Origin of the sequence: Flectobacillus longus (assembly GCF_030056705.1) — a bacterium.
GTDB lineage: Bacteria > Bacteroidota > Bacteroidia > Cytophagales > Spirosomataceae > Flectobacillus > Flectobacillus longus.
On sequence record NZ_JASHIC010000019.1, the window covers coordinates 40,338 to 56,979 of the forward strand.

The window sequence follows — 16,642 nt, forward strand, 5'->3', positions numbered from 1 at the left end:
TTTGTTTGCTTATTTCGTAGTTGAATTATACGAAATTCGATGAGTATTTAACAGATAACTAGTTTGTGAGGTTTAATTGATTATTAATCAGTATATTATTTTTTTTAACGAAAAAAAGAAAAGACCACCTTGTTTCAAAGACCCAATTGAATATAGAGAGGGTTGCATGTTTTTTCAAAATAAAATAAAAAATAGCGTAGTCTTCACAACTAGTTTTAGAGATTCTATAAACTTCAAACCTTTTCTTCGGAAATTGTTGATAACAACTAAACGACAAATATGATGATTTCGGTTAGCGAATTATACAAAAAATACAAAGAATGTACAGGTGTTTCTACCGATACCCGTAAGATTGATCAAGGTGTTTTGTTTGTGGCATTGAAAGGGCCCAACTTTGATGCCAACCAGTTTGCTACCCAAGCACTAGAAAAAGGTGCTGCTTATGTGGTAGTTGACGATCCAGCAGTTGTTCAGAATGAGCGCTATTTATTGGTGGAGGACGGTCTACTGGCTTTACAACAACTGGCAAATTACCACCGAAAACAATTGAATATTCCTTTTGTAGGACTCACAGGTTCAAATGGAAAAACTACTACTAAGGAGTTGATAAACTGTGTTTTATCCAAGAAATATAAAACTTATGCAACCCTTGGTAATCTCAATAACCATATTGGCGTACCTCTGACTGTTTTAGCGATTGATGATTCTGTAGAACTTGCCATTATCGAAATGGGCGCTAACAAACAAGGAGATATAAAAGAGCTAGTGGATATTTGTGAGCCCACACATGGCTTTATTACCAATATCGGAAAAGCGCATTTAGAGGGTTTTGGTGGTGTTGAAGGCGTTAGAAAGGGAAAAGGTGAATTATTTGATTTTTTATCAGAAAATCATCGTACCGTTTTTGTCAATGTAGCATCTGTTTCAACCTACGAAATGACACAAGGCAAAAACTTTGCAGAAGTAATTACTTACAGTGCTGAGCCTAGCACCGATTTCCCTATCGTAGTTACATTGACTGAGGAAATTCCTAATGTAACTTTTGAAGACTTGGATGGTCATTCATACACGACGCACTTAACAGGAAAATATAATTTTTATAATATGTGCGCTGCTATTCGAATTGGACAATATTTTGGCATAGACACCCAAATCGCTTGTCAGGCAGTGGCTGATTATGTACCGAATAATAACCGTTCTCAGTTTGTTGAAAAAGGAACGAACCTCGTTTTGATGGATGCCTATAATGCAAATCCATCGTCGATGAATGCTGCCATTACCAATTTTAATAACTTGAAGGCGGATAAAAAAATGGTGATATTGGGCGATATGTTTGAGTTGGGAGAGGAAGCGGAAACAGAACACAGAGCTATTGGAGAACTATTGAAGAATTGTAATTTTGATTATATTCTTTTGGCAGGAAAATTGATGGAATCCGCTGTGTCTCAGTTGCCCATTATGAAAGTCCATTATTTCCCTGACAAGTTTGGTTTGCACGTATGGTTGCAAGACCATAAAGTCGAAAATACTCATGTTCTGGTAAAGGGCTCGAGAGGAATGGGCTTGGAAAGTGTATTACAGTTTTTGTAAATTAATATGCTCTAGGCTGTAAGCCATAGGCGTTAGGCAAGAAAATTTCGATTCTTTCCTAAAAAAACATTTAACTTTTAGCTTACGGCGTATAGCTTACAGCCTAAAGTGTTATAGTGCAATTTCTCTAACTTTGTTTGAAAATATGAGTAATGATTCGTTTAAAGAACTAAGAGGACCCAATCAAGGTGTCAATGGAATGCTACGAGCGGGTATCGCTGTCGTATCGGTGGTAGCTGCGGTGTTGCTATACATGGTGATTCAAGGCAATGATATTAAAAAAAGTCAACAAGAAGTCATCGAAGAAAAGGTGGTGCAGTTGGCCGAAACTCGTATCAAGCTGGATTCTATTATGCACCAGTTGGATACCAAAATAGCAGAGATTCAGCAATTGGGTGGAGATATATCGGAGCTACAAAAAGCAAAAGCCAAGTTGGAGCTAGACAAAGCGCAGCTCCTCAAAAATACTTCTGAAGAGATTGCCAGTATTAAGGCAACGTATCAGGCTAAAATTCTGAACTACGAATCCTTGCTTACTATTAAAGAGCAAGAAATACAACGCCTAAAAGCCCAAAACACAGAACTGGCCTCAGAAAATGAAAATTTAAGCGAGGAGAATACAACGCTTAAAACTGAGAAAAGTGCACTAGCCAATACTGCTGCTCGAATACGTGCCCAAAAAGAAGATGCTGATATTCGTAATAAAGCCTTGACCGAAAAGGTATCAAGAGCGACAGCTCTAAAAACAGAGTTTGTGAAGATTACGGGTATTAATCAAAAAGGTAGAGAGTTTGATGATAAAAGGATGAGAAATGACAAACTTGCTCGTCTAAAAATTTCTTTTATGTTGGCAAAAAATGAATTAACCGAACATGAAAAGAAAACAGTATTCATTCGAATTCTTGATCCAGATGGTTCGACCCTTTTTGATGCAGCAACTGGTTCAGGGAGCTTTATTTTTGAAGGTAAAGATTACGCTTATACCACCAAAGCTGAAATATATTACGACAATATCAATCAATTTGTAGAAGTCGCTTATCATAGAGGAACTGCTTATCGTTCGGGCAAATACACCGTTGAGTTATTTGCTGAAGGTTTTAAAATCGGAAATGGTGGTTTTGAGATTAAGTAGGTATTCGTTTAAGACTTAATGAAAAAGGCACAGTACAAGTCAAGGATTTTATTTGATTTGTACTGTGCCTTTTCATTTTAGAAAATAGTATATGCTGAAATAAATAAATTATCTTACAAACTGTAATTTTTTAGATAATTTATCAAATATATAGTCTTTAATCTTCTGTTTTTTCTATTTTTTGGTACAATACTAAATGATTTATTGGTTTGCTTTTTAAATCTTCTTAAAACCTACTAATTTTGTACTTTATAAAGAATTGAGTAAATAAATAAAAAATACTTTTCGGCTTTAAGTAATTGAAATAGAGTTTTTTAGAGGCTTAATTTTTCAAATATTAGAAATAATAAAAGTAAAAAATAAATGTCAACTACAACACAACCGTACACTCCGTACAAAGTAAAAGACATCGCCCTAGCTGATTGGGGTCGCAAAGAAATTCGTTTGGCTGAAGCTGAAATGCCAGGTTTGATGGCGCTTCGTGCTGAATATGGTGAATCTAAGCCATTGGCTGGTGCTCGTATCGCAGGATGTTTGCACATGACAATCCAAACTGCTGTTTTGATTGAGACATTGGTAGCTTTGGGAGCTGATGTAACTTGGTCTTCTTGTAACATCTTCTCGACACAAGATCATGCTGCTGCTGCTATTGCTGCTGCGGGTATCCCTGTTTATGCTTGGAAAGGTATGAATGAAGAAGAGTTCAACTGGTGTATCGAACAAACTTTGTTCTTTGGCGAAGATCGTCAACCTTTGAACATGATTTTGGATGATGGTGGTGACTTGACTAACATGGTATTTGATAACTATCCAGAATTAATCGATGGTATCAAAGGTTTGTCTGAAGAAACTACAACTGGTGTTCACCGTTTGTATGAGCGTTTGAAAAATGGTACATTGTATTTACCAGCTATCAACGTTAACGACTCTGTTACAAAATCTAAATTTGATAACAAATACGGTTGTAAAGAATCATTAGTTGACTCAATCCGTCGTGCGACTGACTTGATGTTGGCTGGTAAAGTAGCTGTAGTTGCTGGTTATGGTGATGTAGGTAAAGGTTCTGCTGAATCTTTGCGTGGTGCTGGTTGTCGTGTATTGGTTACTGAAATCGACCCAATCTGTGCGCTTCAAGCGGCAATGGACGGTTTTGAAGTAGTTACAATGGACGAAGCTGCTACTCGTGCAAACATTTTTGTAACAGCTACAGGTAACGTAAACATCATCAAAGGTCGTCATTTCTTAGCAATGAAAGACAAAGCGGTAGTTTGTAACATCGGTCACTTCGATAACGAAATCGATATGGCTTGGTTGAACGGAACTTACGGCGCTACTAAACAACAAATCAAACCACAAGTTGATTTGTACACTGTAGAAGGAAAAGAAATCATTGTATTGGCTGAAGGTCGCTTAGTGAACTTGGGTTGTGCAATGGGTCACCCATCTTTTGTAATGTCTAACTCATTCTGTAACCAAACTTTGGCTCAATTAGAGTTGTGGTTGAACACAGACAAATATGAGAAAAACGTATATATCCTTCCAAAACACTTAGATGAGAAAGTAGCGAAATTGCACTTAGCTCACATCGGTGCTAAATTAGAAGTATTAGACGCAGAACAAGCTGCTTATATCGGCGTTACAGTAGAAGGTCCATTCAAATCTGACTTATACCGTTATTAGGATTCTGTCCTAAAACGACCTATATATCAAAGCCTCAATTACTTCGGTAGTTGGGGCTTTGTGCTTTAATGTAGAAGTCTCCAAATATTTTGAATTTATTCAAGAAGTCTACTAAATTTGGACAAAATCCTCCTCATCCTATCCGTTAAAATTTCAAACTTGATGTTGTTCTATAACCTTTTAAAAGGAATTCCTAAGAATCTTACACTACTAAATTTTAAGTGGCTTTCGATTGCTTTTGAATCGATGAGCTTTTATACGAACCCAATACCTCAATTTATATATTTTGTTGCACAACCACTTAAGTATTAATGCAAAGTGAAATTGTATTAATACGCTTTAAGCTGTAGGCATCAGGCAAAAATGTATTAATGAATTCATTAGAAACGCTTTTGAACTTTCGGCTTGCTAAATACCGCTTAGAGCGGGTAAAATTAATTTTGCCCACTAACTTATTTGTTGAGTGAATTATTGATTTTTTCTTTGTGCTCTGTATGAAAGGTATTTTACAATATGCGTACTTAATATTTTTACTGGTGACTTGTACCATTCCTCTTTTTGCCAAAGAGTTCGCTTTTGACTCTACCAAGCAAGAAACTGGACAAGCTTATGCGCCATCTACGCTTACTTTACGTATGCGTGATAAACATTCCCGAAAATTTATTTTTGGTCAGTTTCTCGTAAAGTTTGAAAATGGTCAAAAGACATTTATAGAAACCTCCTCTACTCATATCGTTACTTTTACAAAAGAGACAAAACTAACTATTACGGCCCAATCAGAAGGATATCAACATCAACAAAGAACCTTTCAGATTTTACTTGACCCTTTCGGAAAACATTATGAGTTTGAAGCATTGATGGAAAAAGCAGTGGGGGTTATTCGTGTCAATACGATTGATGCCGAATCCAAGAAGCCCGTTAAAAAGGTGAATTATATGGTCAGAAATACTGATACTGAAGAGTCGCAAAAGTACTTGTCAATTAGTACAGATGGCTTAGTGTATCTGAATCTTTTTGATTCGCCGCTTAAATATGAACTGGAAATTTCGGCAAAAGGATATGAGCCCAAAACGGTCAAACTAGACTCTGCTAGTCTCGACAGAGTGTTGAATTATATGTTGACTCCCGTCAAAAAAGCCAGTGTGGTAATTCCATTAGTAGCACAAGACCAATTGACCAAAGATTTGATTCCTGTATTTGAGATGGTTTCGACTAACTTAAAGTTGACTGAAACCAAGCCATACAAAATACTATTGGTAGACGGAGACGAAATAGATATTGAATTATTTGCCAAAGAGTATGAACCCTACAGTAGGCATTTTCTGGTGACAGATACACTCCTGAATCTTGCTAAATTGATTATTCCACTTGAACGTAAGAGTTATACTTTTCTACTAAAATCTTGGGAAGACCAAACACTTACAGAAAATATCCAAGCTACCTATAAAGTATTTGATTTGGAAACCAATACACTGTTACCTTTAGCTTTTCAGGGGCTTTTTCCTATGGTCGAATTGTTCCCTTACAAAGAATATAGTATTCAGGTTGCTGCTAATGGTTATGAGCCTGTGATTGTGCGTTTTGCGCCCTTAAATTTCATTAAGAGTAAACAATTTTCGAAGGACTTTATCCTAAAAAAGAAAAAAATAGTGCCTAAAGCAGAGTCTAATATTGTTATCCAATCAAAAGAGTTTGGTGTAATCGAAAAAGGCAAAGCTATTACCTTACGCAATTTATATTTTGACCAAAGTAGCCCAGTTTTGCGAAAAGAATCGTTTCAAGAACTAGATTCATTAGTAAATCTTTTAAGAGATAACCCAAGTCTCAAGCTTGAAATACGTGGTCATACTGACAATGTGGGAGATTTTAACCTAAATCTAAAACTATCTCAAGACCGCTGTCAGTCAGTAATTGTTTACTTGATATCCAAAGGAATCCAAGCAGATAGGCTAAAGGCTGTAGGGCGTGGACCGCTAGATCCTGTTGTGCCGAATATCACTGAAGAAAATAAAAAGAAAAACCGTCGAGTTGAATTTATTAGGCAATGATGTGATTGCTAATATGGGATGTTTGATTTCGGATTTGTAACTTACTATTTCACATTATTTCCGAAATCAGCAATAATAAAAAAATTACATTCACAATTCATCACTCACAATTCAGCACTATTATTTAATAGAGGTATCTTATCGTCTAAAATATAAATAGAGAAAAAGCTTTTCCTTGAAAATCAGTATAAATACCCACTCGTTTACTTTTTCGAGAAACAAACATACTACCTTTATGTCTACTTCAAACCGTCGTCAGTTTATTGCTGACTTAGCTATGATTGGAGCTGCCTCTATGCTCTCACAATCGCTTTTTGCAGCCAAACCATCATCTATCAAAATTGCCTATTCGGCTATTACTTGGGGTGGCAAAGACCTCAATGCCATGCAAGATATTTCATCTTTGGGCTTCAAGGGAATTCAGCTTCGTGCCAATGCGTATGATAATTACAAAACTAAGGTTCAGGAATTAAAGGACTTATTGAGTCAGCATCATTTAACATTAGCTATGTTTTCGAGTGGTAATGTAGAAATCGATCCTGCTCGTGTTTCGAGTAATGTAGATTATCACGTGGCTCATGCAAGTTTTGTGAAAGCATTGGGTGGCGATGCCCTTCAGTTGACTAATAGTTTGCGAAAAAACAATCAAGCGCCGACCAAAGATGAATTGAAAGCACTAGCGAAAGTGATGAACCAAATAGGGGAGCAAACGGCTGATTTGGGTGTTCAAACTACCTATCATAATCACATGCACCAATGGGGCGAAACGCCTGAAGAAGTAGATATCTTGATGCAAGAGACTAATCCTAAATTTGTAAAAATGCTTTTGGATGTGGCTCATTATCACCAAGGAGGAGGCGTACCAGCTAAGGCCGTTGAGCAGTATAAAGATCGATTATTTGCCTTGCATATCAAGGATGTAAAAAGCCCTTTGGCTGATAAACCAAATGACCCAAAAGCCTATAAATTTGTAGAGTTAGGACAAGGAAATGTGGATTTGCCAGCGGTATTTAAGGCTTTAGAAAAAATTAAATTTAATCGTTGGGCTGTAGTTGAGTTAGATGGTGTGCCAGAGCCTAATCGCACCCCTCTCGAATCAGCAACTATCAGCAAAACCTATTTGAACGATAAGTTGAAACAAAAGATATAGAATTTTTGAAGGTACTGGACTGACTTGGATAAATATCCAATTGAGTAAATTGAGATTGAGTGAATGAGTGATTATTTTTAATTCTGTTCATCACTCAATCAAAATTTACTAAATCAGGAATACCTCATATTTTGCCTTTTTCTATAAAAACACCTATCTTGCAGGGTTTTCAAAACCAGCATATTATGAATTAACAATTTCCTCTAAGATTTGGTGTAGGCATTGGATAACCCTATCTAGTACACCCATTAGCTGACTTTTGGCAGCGAAAATGCCCTTTCGAACATTCTTTATTATACATTTTTCGGTAATTATTGACTTCCTGATTTTCAGACAAGATACTTATGGTCTCATGAAAAACTGTCATGCTGAGTGATTCTGTAATTCGTGCTATCATAGTGTTATATTGTCGTGTCTCGTAAAAAAGTTAATGTCCAGAAAAACCTTAAACAATCGCTAAACACTTCGTCGTTATGTCGGACAAACGCAACCCTGCAATTATTTTTATTTTTATCACAATGCTCATTGATGTTCTTGGTATAGGCATTATTATCCCAATTTTACCAGACTTAATCGAGGAGTTTGTGGGAGGAGGAACCTCCAATGCGGCCATTTATGGTTCAATGCTGATGGCCTCTTATGCGGTTATGCAGTTTTTGCTGTCACCTGTTATAGGTGGTTTGAGCGACCAATTTGGGCGTCGTCCAATTATTCTGGCGTCATTACTGGGCTTTTCTGTCGACTATCTATTGTTGGCTTTTGCACCCAATATTACTTGGTTATTTGTGGGTCGTTTGATTGCAGGCGTTACAGGAGCGAGCTTCACCACTGCAAGTGCGTATATTGCTGATATTACAAAACCAGAAGATCGTGCCAAAAATTTTGGAATGGTTGGTGCTGCATTTGGTCTTGGATTTATCATTGGACCAGTAATCGGGGGTGTTTTGGGTGAAATTCATATCAAATTACCGTTTTTTGCTTCGGCAGCTCTTACGGCTATCAACTGGTTATATGGATATTTTATTTTGCCAGAATCTTTACCCAAAGAAAATCGTCGCCCATTTGACTGGCGTCGCTCCAATCCCATTGGAACTTTGTCGAACATGACCAAATATCCTTTATTGTTTGGCTTGTCTATTGCGTTATTCTGCATTCAATTGGCTGGACAAACTAATCCTAGTACATGGGCGTATTATACCAAATTAGTATTTCACTGGTCCAAAACCGAGATAGGGCTCTCTTTGGGCTTTGCAGGTGTGGCAGTTGCGATTGTACAAGGGTATTTGAGTAGAAAAATTATTCCTAAACTTGGCGAAAAGAAATCAATTTTGGTAGGATTAGCCTTTTGGTCGGCTGGTTTTTTCTTGTATTCTTTAGCTTGGAAAGGCTGGATGATGTATGTCGTGATGATGCCATTTGCTATGGGAGGTATTGCAGGTCCTGCCATACAATCGGTTATGACACAGCAGGTTGGAGCTAACGAGCAAGGTGAATTGCAAGGCGGAATCACCAGTATTTTTAGTATGACATCAATATTAGGGCCTATTATTGCGTCTAACTTATTTAGCTATTTCTCTTCACCCAATGCTCCTATCTATTTTCCTGGGGCGGCGTTTTTTTCTGGTTCTGTGTTGGCTGCTCTCGGGCTTGTGATTGCGTATTTATCTTTTCCCAAAAAGAAAGTACAACCATCTGTCAGCGAATAATACGTTTTGTCCTAATTCCGTTTGATAAGTAGAGATAATTAAAGTAGCTTTCAATCAGAAATTGGAGCTCATAGCTTTGATTGAATTAAGTGGGTAAAATTAAATTAATTTTACCTGCAATAGGCATTAAGCAGTATGCTGTAAGCCAAAAGTATTCCTATGAAATCATGAATACTTTTTTGGACTAATGCCTACAGCTTACTGCTTAAAGCGTTATAATACAATCTTATTTTACCTTATTAACTAAAACTAAACATAAAATGAAGGTTTCAAGATTTTTGGTTTCTGCCCTAGTTGTTGTCGCAACTACAGTTTCGTCAATGGCTCAAACAGCAGAAGAAATAGTAAAAAAACACATAGATGCTATAGGTGGAGTAGAAAAATGGAAAGCGATTAAAAGTATAGAAATTCAAAATCGTATGTCGATTGGTGGCATGGAAGTCGAATCCAAGTCTATCATTTTAGTGGGTAAAGGACTTCGTACTGAAGCATCGGTTATGGGACAAAAAATTATTACAGCATTAGATGGCGATCAAGGTTGGACAATCCTTCCTACAATGATGGGTGGTACGGGCGAACCTCAAGAATTGCCGAATGCGGTAACTAAACAAACCAAAGGTCAAATGAATTTTGGTGGGGCACTCATAGATTATGCTGAAAAAGGCGCTACACTAGAATTAGTTGGCAAAGAAAAAGTAGATAATGTAGAGACGTATCGATTGAAGTTAACAGAAAAGAATGGTGATGTAACAAATGTATTTGTATCTCCGTCGACATACTATATCGTAAAAACTACTGCTAACAGAGTGATTAATGCGAAAAGTACAGATATTGAATTATCCTTCTCAAATTTTAAAGCAGTTGATGGATTGGTTTTCCCATATACAACCGAAATTCCATCGCCTATGGGTGGAGGTCAAATGACTATGGAAGTAGATTCAATTAAGTTGAATCCAAGTGTTGATGAGGCTATCTTTAAAAAGCCTGCTAAGAAATAGTATATAGGATTTTTGCCAACTTATTCAGGTTTGAGCCCATGAATGAGCCAAAACCTTTCTATTTGGTCAAAACAAAGTCAAAACCTCATAGCTAAATCTAAAAGCTGTGAGGTTTTTGTTTGCCCTTTTCGTAATTTTGTCATTGTAATAAATCTTAAAAAGTCCTCCAATCCTACAGATACGGGCGCAGATTCTGACAATACAATGTATAAACTTTTTTTACAGCCACTCTTATTTCGTTTTGATGCCGAAAAGGCTCACTATTTTACTTTCGATTTAGTAAAGTTTTTCTTTAAAATACCTTTTTTTTCTACTATTTTCAAAGCTATTTACCAGTATGAAAATCCTGCTTTAGAAAAAACGGTATTTGGGCTAAAATTCAAAAATCCAGTTGGCTTGGCTGCTGGTTTGGATAAAAATGCTGTACTCGTAGATGAACTTTCTGCCATGGGTTTTGGCTTTGTAGAAATAGGTACATTGACACCCAAACCTCAACCCGGAAATGACAAGCCTCGTTTGTTTCGTCTGAAAGCAGATGAAGCGCTAATCAACCGAATGGGTTTCAACAATGATGGTGTAAAGGAAGCGGCAGCTCGTCTAAAAAAACGCAATAGCAATGTTTTGATTGGGGGAAATATTGGTAAAAATAAAGTAACTCCAAACGAAGAGGCAGTTAATGATTACATGATTTGCTTCAATGAATTGTTTGATGTAGTGGATTACTTTGTGGTAAATGTTAGTTCTCCAAACACGCCAAATTTGAGAGCTTTACAAGAAAAAGAACCATTGAAAGATTTGTTACAAACTTTGCAAAAAGATAATGAAAGTCGTCCGAAACAAAAGCCAATTTTATTGAAAATTGCACCAGATTTGACAGAATCACAATTGGACGATATTATTGAAATTGTACAAGAAACTAAAATTGCGGGAGTAATTGCCACTAATACCACTATTTCAAGAGAAGGTTTACAATCTTCAGAGGAATTAGTAAAAGAAATGGGGGGATTAAGTGGAAAACCCGTAACCAAACGCTCAACAGAAGTGATTCGTTATTTGGCTCAAAAATCAGGAAAAGCGTTTCCAATTATTGGGGTAGGAGGGATTCACTCTCCTGAAGATGCAGAAGAAAAACTAAATGCTGGCGCCGACTTAGTACAAGTATATACAGGTTTTATTTACGAAGGACCTGGACTTGTAAGTAGAATTAATCGTTATTTGGCGAAGAAGTAGTAAATAAAGGCATAAGTTATAAAGGCACAAAGTGACAAAGTGTTTAGTATTTATAGTTAAAACAACTATTTCACTTTGTGCCTTTGAACCTTTGTCTATAATTGATATTTTTTTCCTTACTCTAATCCGATTTGAGATGTTGAATTCTCTTGAATCATCATTTCGATGTGTATTCACTTCGAAATATTTAAAATATTATGGCTAGAAATATCCCTAAAGATCCTGAACAAAACCGACCTAAGGAAAAAGCTCGTTCTGCTTCATCAAGTCCATTCAAATTAGATTTTGGAGGCTCAGGTGTTGAACGTACCCGCCTATTGATTGGTGGTGTTTTGGTATTATTTTCAGTATTTATGTTTTTCTCATTTTTTTCTCACCTTTTTACAGGTAAAGCAGATCAAAGTGAGATACATAATTCGTTGTCGAGTTTGGCAGAGACGGGTAAGAAAACCAAAAACTTTTTTGGGGTATTTGGGGCAAAATTAGCTGATCTTTTAGTACTTCGTTACTTTGGTGTTTCGGCTTTTTGGTTAGTGCCAATGACATTTTTTACAGGAGTACAAATTGGGTTACAACGAAGCCTTGTTAATTTAGAAAGGTTTACTAAACTTTCTATTTTTGGTATTTTGTGGGGAAGTACCTTTTTAGGTTTTTGGGTGTATCTATTTCATATTGCCGATAATTGGAGTGATTTATGTGGAGGAATGGGTTACTATCTCAACGAATATATGGATAGCCTTATGGGGCCATTTACAATTTTTGTAATATTATTTCTGCTAATACTCTTTATTTCATTTTTCTATGGCACAGAAGTACTAGTTGATTTTATGGAAAGATTACTAGCTCCATCTGAATCCAAAACTGCTGAACAAGAAGGAGATACAGACGATATTAACCAAGCCAAAAATATTAAAAGAGTTAGAGAAGATTTGGGTAAAGTAGCTGAAGGTGCTAAAAACACAATGAGGGAGCCTGAAATTGATCTTGATGAGGATACAATAAGAGAAGACAACGCAGACGAAGAAAGTATTAGACCATATTTGCCGCCTATTGTTGAAGCTAGAGCCAATACACCAGCTCAAACAATTAGTCCTGCAAGTACTGCTAGAAAGGAGGTCTCTTTGACTATAGAAAATACGTTAGAAGGAGATTTACCTGAGACAATAGAAGAAATAGAAGAAGATATTCCAGTTACAGAAGTATCCAAAGATGAAGCTAGCGATGAGTTAGTAAAACGATTTGGTTTATATGACCCGACTTTAGATTTGCCTAATTATCAGTTCCCGTCAGTTTCTTTATTGAAGGATTATGATATGGGGAAAGCTCAGGTTTCGCAAGAAGAATTAAAGGCTAATTCAAATAAAATTGTTGATACGCTTGGGCACTATGGTATTGGTATCGCCGATATTAAAGCTACGATTGGTCCAACAGTAACATTGTATGAAATTATTCCTGATGCTGGGGTTAGAATTTCGAAAATCAAAAACCTTGAAGATGATATTTCCCTAGCGTTGGCAGCTTTGGGTATTCGTATTATTGCACCAATTCCAGGAAAGGGTACGATTGGTATTGAAGTACCAAACAAAAACCGTGAAATGGTACCTGTAAAAATGGTGATTGGCTCAGAAAAATTCCAAAAATCAACGGCTGATTTACCAATTGTATTAGGTAAAACCATTAGTAATGACATATTTATGACTGATCTTGCTAAAATGCCTCACTTGTTGATGGCAGGGGCAACAGGTCAAGGTAAGTCAGTAGGTTTGAATATGATTCTGACGTCTTTGTTGTATAAAAAGCATCCTTCGCAATTAAAGTTTGTGTTAGTGGATCCTAAAAAAGTGGAATTAACGCTTTTCAATAAAATTGAACGTCATTTCTTGGCTATGCTTCCAAATGCAGCCGAGGCTATTATTACCGATACCAAAAAGGTAGTTAATACCCTAAATTCCTTGTGTATCGAAATGGATAATCGTTACAATCTGTTGAAAGATGCAGGTTGCCGTAACCTTAAAGAATATAACGCCAAGTTTGTCAATCGTCGATTAAATCCAGATAAAGGTCACTATTTTATGCCTTATATCGTGTTGGTAGTCGATGAGCTTGCCGATTTGATGATGACAGCAGGTAAGGAAGTAGAACAACCAATTGCTCGTTTGGCGCAGTTGGCTCGTGCTATCGGAATACACTTGGTTATTGCCACACAGCGTCCATCAGTAAACGTTATTACGGGTACAATTAAAGCAAACTTCCCTGCTCGTTTGTCGTTTAAAGTAACATCTAAAATTGACTCAAGAACTATTTTGGATACAGGTGGTGCCGAACAATTAGTCGGAATGGGGGATATGTTGCTTTCGACAGGTTCTGATATTATTCGTTTGCAGTGTGCTTTTGTGGATACGCCAGAAGTAGAAGACGTTTGTGAATATATTGGCGAGCAAAGTGGTTATGATTCAGCTTATTTGTTGCCAGAATTTGAAGGTGATTCAGGCGGTGGAAACGAAAAAGGTGATTTTGACTCTAAAGATAAAGACGAATATTTTGAAGAAGCTGCAAGGTTGATAGTTACTCACCAACAAGGTTCGACCTCATTAATTCAACGTCGTTTAAAATTAGGTTATAACCGTGCGGGACGTATCATCGATCAACTTGAAAAGGCAGGTGTTGTCGGTCCGTTTGAAGGTTCCAAAGCTCGTGAAGTATATATAAAAGACTTAGACGCTCTTGAAAAAATGTTGAGAGATTTATAAGTAATTGAGTGATTTGTGGTTGAGTGAATGAGTGATTATTTATAAATCTGTAATCTAGCAGTAGAGACGCAATGTTTGCGTATTAAGTTGAGTCATCCATCAAAAAAGGCGTTCGGAAAACTAATTTCGAACGCCTTTTTTGATACTATATTTCAGAATGAGACCTCTTTAGACCCAAAGCATTGTGTCTTTACTAGTAAGATTCATTGTAAAATCACTAATTCACTAAACCACTCAATCACTAAATGTAGGATGTCTACTTCGTTATCACATCTAATTCGGCATAGCCAGCCCAATTATCGTTTTTCGTATTTTTTAAAGCTGTAAACTTAATAAACTTGGCTTTGTTTGGAGCAAAGGTTTTGACCTGTAAAAGAGGATTATTTTTAATATTTGAAAATTCTCCCTCATTTACTATTGTCCAATTATTACCGTCTAACGAAACAGAAAACTGATATTTGGAAATGACCCCATCTGTGCTTTGCCAAGGCAAATACTTAAATCCATTAAGAGTAACTTCTTTCCCTAAATCAATAATCAAATCGGCTGGTAGAGCTTGTGTTTTAGCTTGATACCAAGCTGTATGAGAATTCCCATCGATTACATTATACGCTTTTTCATCTGCGATACCCATAATTTTCCAGTCTTTTTTCAGCATATCAAACTTCTCTTCGGCTATCTCCGAACTCTTTTTGGTACTGGCTTCCACTGCTATCGCTTTTACTGTTGTTTTGCCGGTTGTTTGAATAGCTCCCGTATATTTTGTTGATTTTGAGCTTGGTGCGCTTCCGTCAAGCGTATAATATATAAGTGATTCTGGGTCGTCTGCTTTGATGCTTACTTCGCCTTTTGGGTTTCTTGTAATACTTGGTGCTGTGAGTATCTGAGGAGCGTTAAAAATACCAATGTTCGAAATCAGTGGACAAGCTTTTGCATCCAAAATCGTGAAGCGAACTTTACTGGCTTTTACTGTTGGGAAAATGAGAATTCGCTTGTAGCCAATGGTAGTTTGTTGTGCTAGTTCTTTCCAAATGCCATCAACAAGAGCTTCCACTTTAAAAGATTTTACTCGTTGCCCCAAACGAATAAATTCTTGTGCCATAAAGCGATTGAAGAGCGTTGGTTTGCCTAAATCTATTGTCATAGAGGTATTTGTGATACCTTCATCAGTTGCCCAATAGGTATTCTTGTCGCCATCCAATGCTTTTGCTACACCAAACATAGAGGCATTTTCTCGAATGTTCGTCGCTGTTGCTTTTTTGTTTAGTGCCAAATTTACAGAGTAAGCTTCTTTTACGGCTTTTGCCAAGGCTTTTACCGCTTTTTGATCATTTTCATGAATCAAACCTCTTTTGTCAATAGGAAAATTGAGTAACAAGGTTCCATTTCTACCGATGGAGTGGTGATAAGTATTCATTAAATCGGGTAATGTTTTAACACGACTATCTTCGTATTCATGATAAAACCAACCTGGGCGAGTCGAAGTATTCACTTCTCCTGGTACCCATACTTCACCGTTTTCTACGCCATGACGTAGCATATCCTCAGGCACATCACCTTTAGCATTGAGTAAACTCCAATTTTTCTCACCTACATATCCTTCTTCTGTACCCACCCAACGGAGGTCTGCACGGTCGCCACCGTCGTTCCAAATCACGATTTTAGGTTGTAATTCTCGAATCAGTTTGTAGGTATTTGACCAATCATAATAGGTTTTTCGGTCAATTTTGCGAGTTCCTCTGCTACCACCATAATAGCCATCGCCGCCATTAGCACCATCAAACCAAATTTCGAAAATATCGCCGTATTGGGTCATCAGCTCACGTAATTGATTTCTGAAATAAGTGATATATTCAGGCTTACCATAGTCAGCAAAGTTTCTATCCCAAGGCGAAAGATAGATACCCATTTTTAAGCCATATTCTTTACAAGCTTTTGCCAAATCGCCAACAATATCACCTTTCCCATTTTTCCAAGGAGAATTTTTTACTGAATATTCTGTGTATTTGGAAGGCCACAAACAAAAGCCTGAGTGGTGTTTTGCCGTGATGATAATGCCTTTCATACCTGCTTCTTTACACACACGTGCCCACTGACGACAGTCTAGTTGAGTAGGATTAAAGATTTTTGGATCATCGTCACCAAACCCCCATTCTTGATTGGTATAAGTATTGGTCGAAAAATGCACGAAGGCATAATATTCCATTTCTTGCCATTTGAGCTGGTTTTCGGTAGGAACGGGTCCTACAGCCTGTGGAATATTTTGGGAAATACTGATGCTTGAATAGGAGGATAGCAGTGCTGTGGTAAGACAAAAACTGGCTATCTGAGAGGTAATAATACTTTTAAAGGTCATAC

General features: G+C 37.0%; 10 protein-coding genes. 9 read left to right on the forward strand and 1 reads right to left on the reverse strand.

Translation table 11 applies throughout. From position 1 onward, the window contains the following. Nucleotides 1-279 precede the first annotated feature (279 nt). From QM491_RS14625 to QM491_RS14665, 9 genes are all read left to right on the forward strand, one after another. On the forward strand, nucleotides 280-1,590 hold the full coding sequence (locus QM491_RS14625; protein WP_310589571.1) for a UDP-N-acetylmuramoyl-tripeptide--D-alanyl-D-alanine ligase: 1,311 nt from the start codon (nucleotides 280-282) through the stop codon (nucleotides 1,588-1,590). 145 nt (nucleotides 1,591-1,735) lie between these two features. Continuing rightward, complete coding sequence (locus QM491_RS14630; protein ID WP_283328230.1) at nucleotides 1,736-2,722, forward strand: DUF8428 domain-containing protein; 987 nt, start codon at nucleotides 1,736-1,738, stop codon at nucleotides 2,720-2,722. Between the two features lie 363 nt (nucleotides 2,723-3,085). After that, nucleotides 3,086-4,402: an adenosylhomocysteinase gene (gene ahcY / locus QM491_RS14635; protein ID WP_283328231.1), complete on the forward strand. Its 1,317-nt coding sequence runs from the start codon at nucleotides 3,086-3,088 to the stop codon at nucleotides 4,400-4,402. A 494-nt stretch (nucleotides 4,403-4,896) separates the two neighbouring features. Continuing rightward, nucleotides 4,897-6,450 carry an OmpA family protein gene (locus QM491_RS14640; RefSeq protein ID WP_283328232.1) on the forward strand — a complete coding sequence of 518 codons (1,554 nt, stop codon included), beginning with the start codon at nucleotides 4,897-4,899 and terminating at the stop codon, nucleotides 6,448-6,450. A gap of 235 nt (nucleotides 6,451-6,685) precedes the next feature. Then, nucleotides 6,686-7,600 carry a sugar phosphate isomerase/epimerase family protein gene (locus QM491_RS14645; protein ID WP_283328233.1) on the forward strand — a complete coding sequence of 305 codons (915 nt, stop codon included), beginning with the start codon at nucleotides 6,686-6,688 and terminating at the stop codon, nucleotides 7,598-7,600. 473 nt (nucleotides 7,601-8,073) lie between these two features. Beyond that, nucleotides 8,074-9,306, forward strand: a complete 1,233-nt coding sequence (locus tag QM491_RS14650; protein ID WP_283328234.1) for a TCR/Tet family MFS transporter — start codon at nucleotides 8,074-8,076, stop codon at nucleotides 9,304-9,306. A gap of 260 nt (nucleotides 9,307-9,566) precedes the next feature. Next, complete coding sequence (locus tag QM491_RS14655; protein WP_283328235.1) at nucleotides 9,567-10,304, forward strand: LolA-like protein; 738 nt, start codon at nucleotides 9,567-9,569, stop codon at nucleotides 10,302-10,304. Between the two features lie 204 nt (nucleotides 10,305-10,508). Next, on the forward strand, nucleotides 10,509-11,534 hold the full coding sequence (locus QM491_RS14660) for a quinone-dependent dihydroorotate dehydrogenase (RefSeq protein ID WP_283328236.1): 1,026 nt from the start codon (nucleotides 10,509-10,511) through the stop codon (nucleotides 11,532-11,534). Nucleotides 11,535-11,731: 197 nt separating this feature from the next. Beyond that, nucleotides 11,732-14,284, forward strand: coding sequence for an FtsK/SpoIIIE family DNA translocase (locus QM491_RS14665; protein WP_283328237.1), 2,553 nt, complete (start codon nucleotides 11,732-11,734; stop codon nucleotides 14,282-14,284). Between the two features lie 256 nt (nucleotides 14,285-14,540). On the opposite strand, the gene QM491_RS14670 is transcribed toward QM491_RS14665, so the two are convergent. Further along, nucleotides 14,541-16,640, reverse strand: a complete 2,100-nt coding sequence (locus QM491_RS14670) for an alpha-L-fucosidase (RefSeq protein WP_283328238.1) — start codon at nucleotides 16,638-16,640, stop codon at nucleotides 14,541-14,543. Nucleotides 16,641-16,642: the final 2 nt, after the last annotated feature.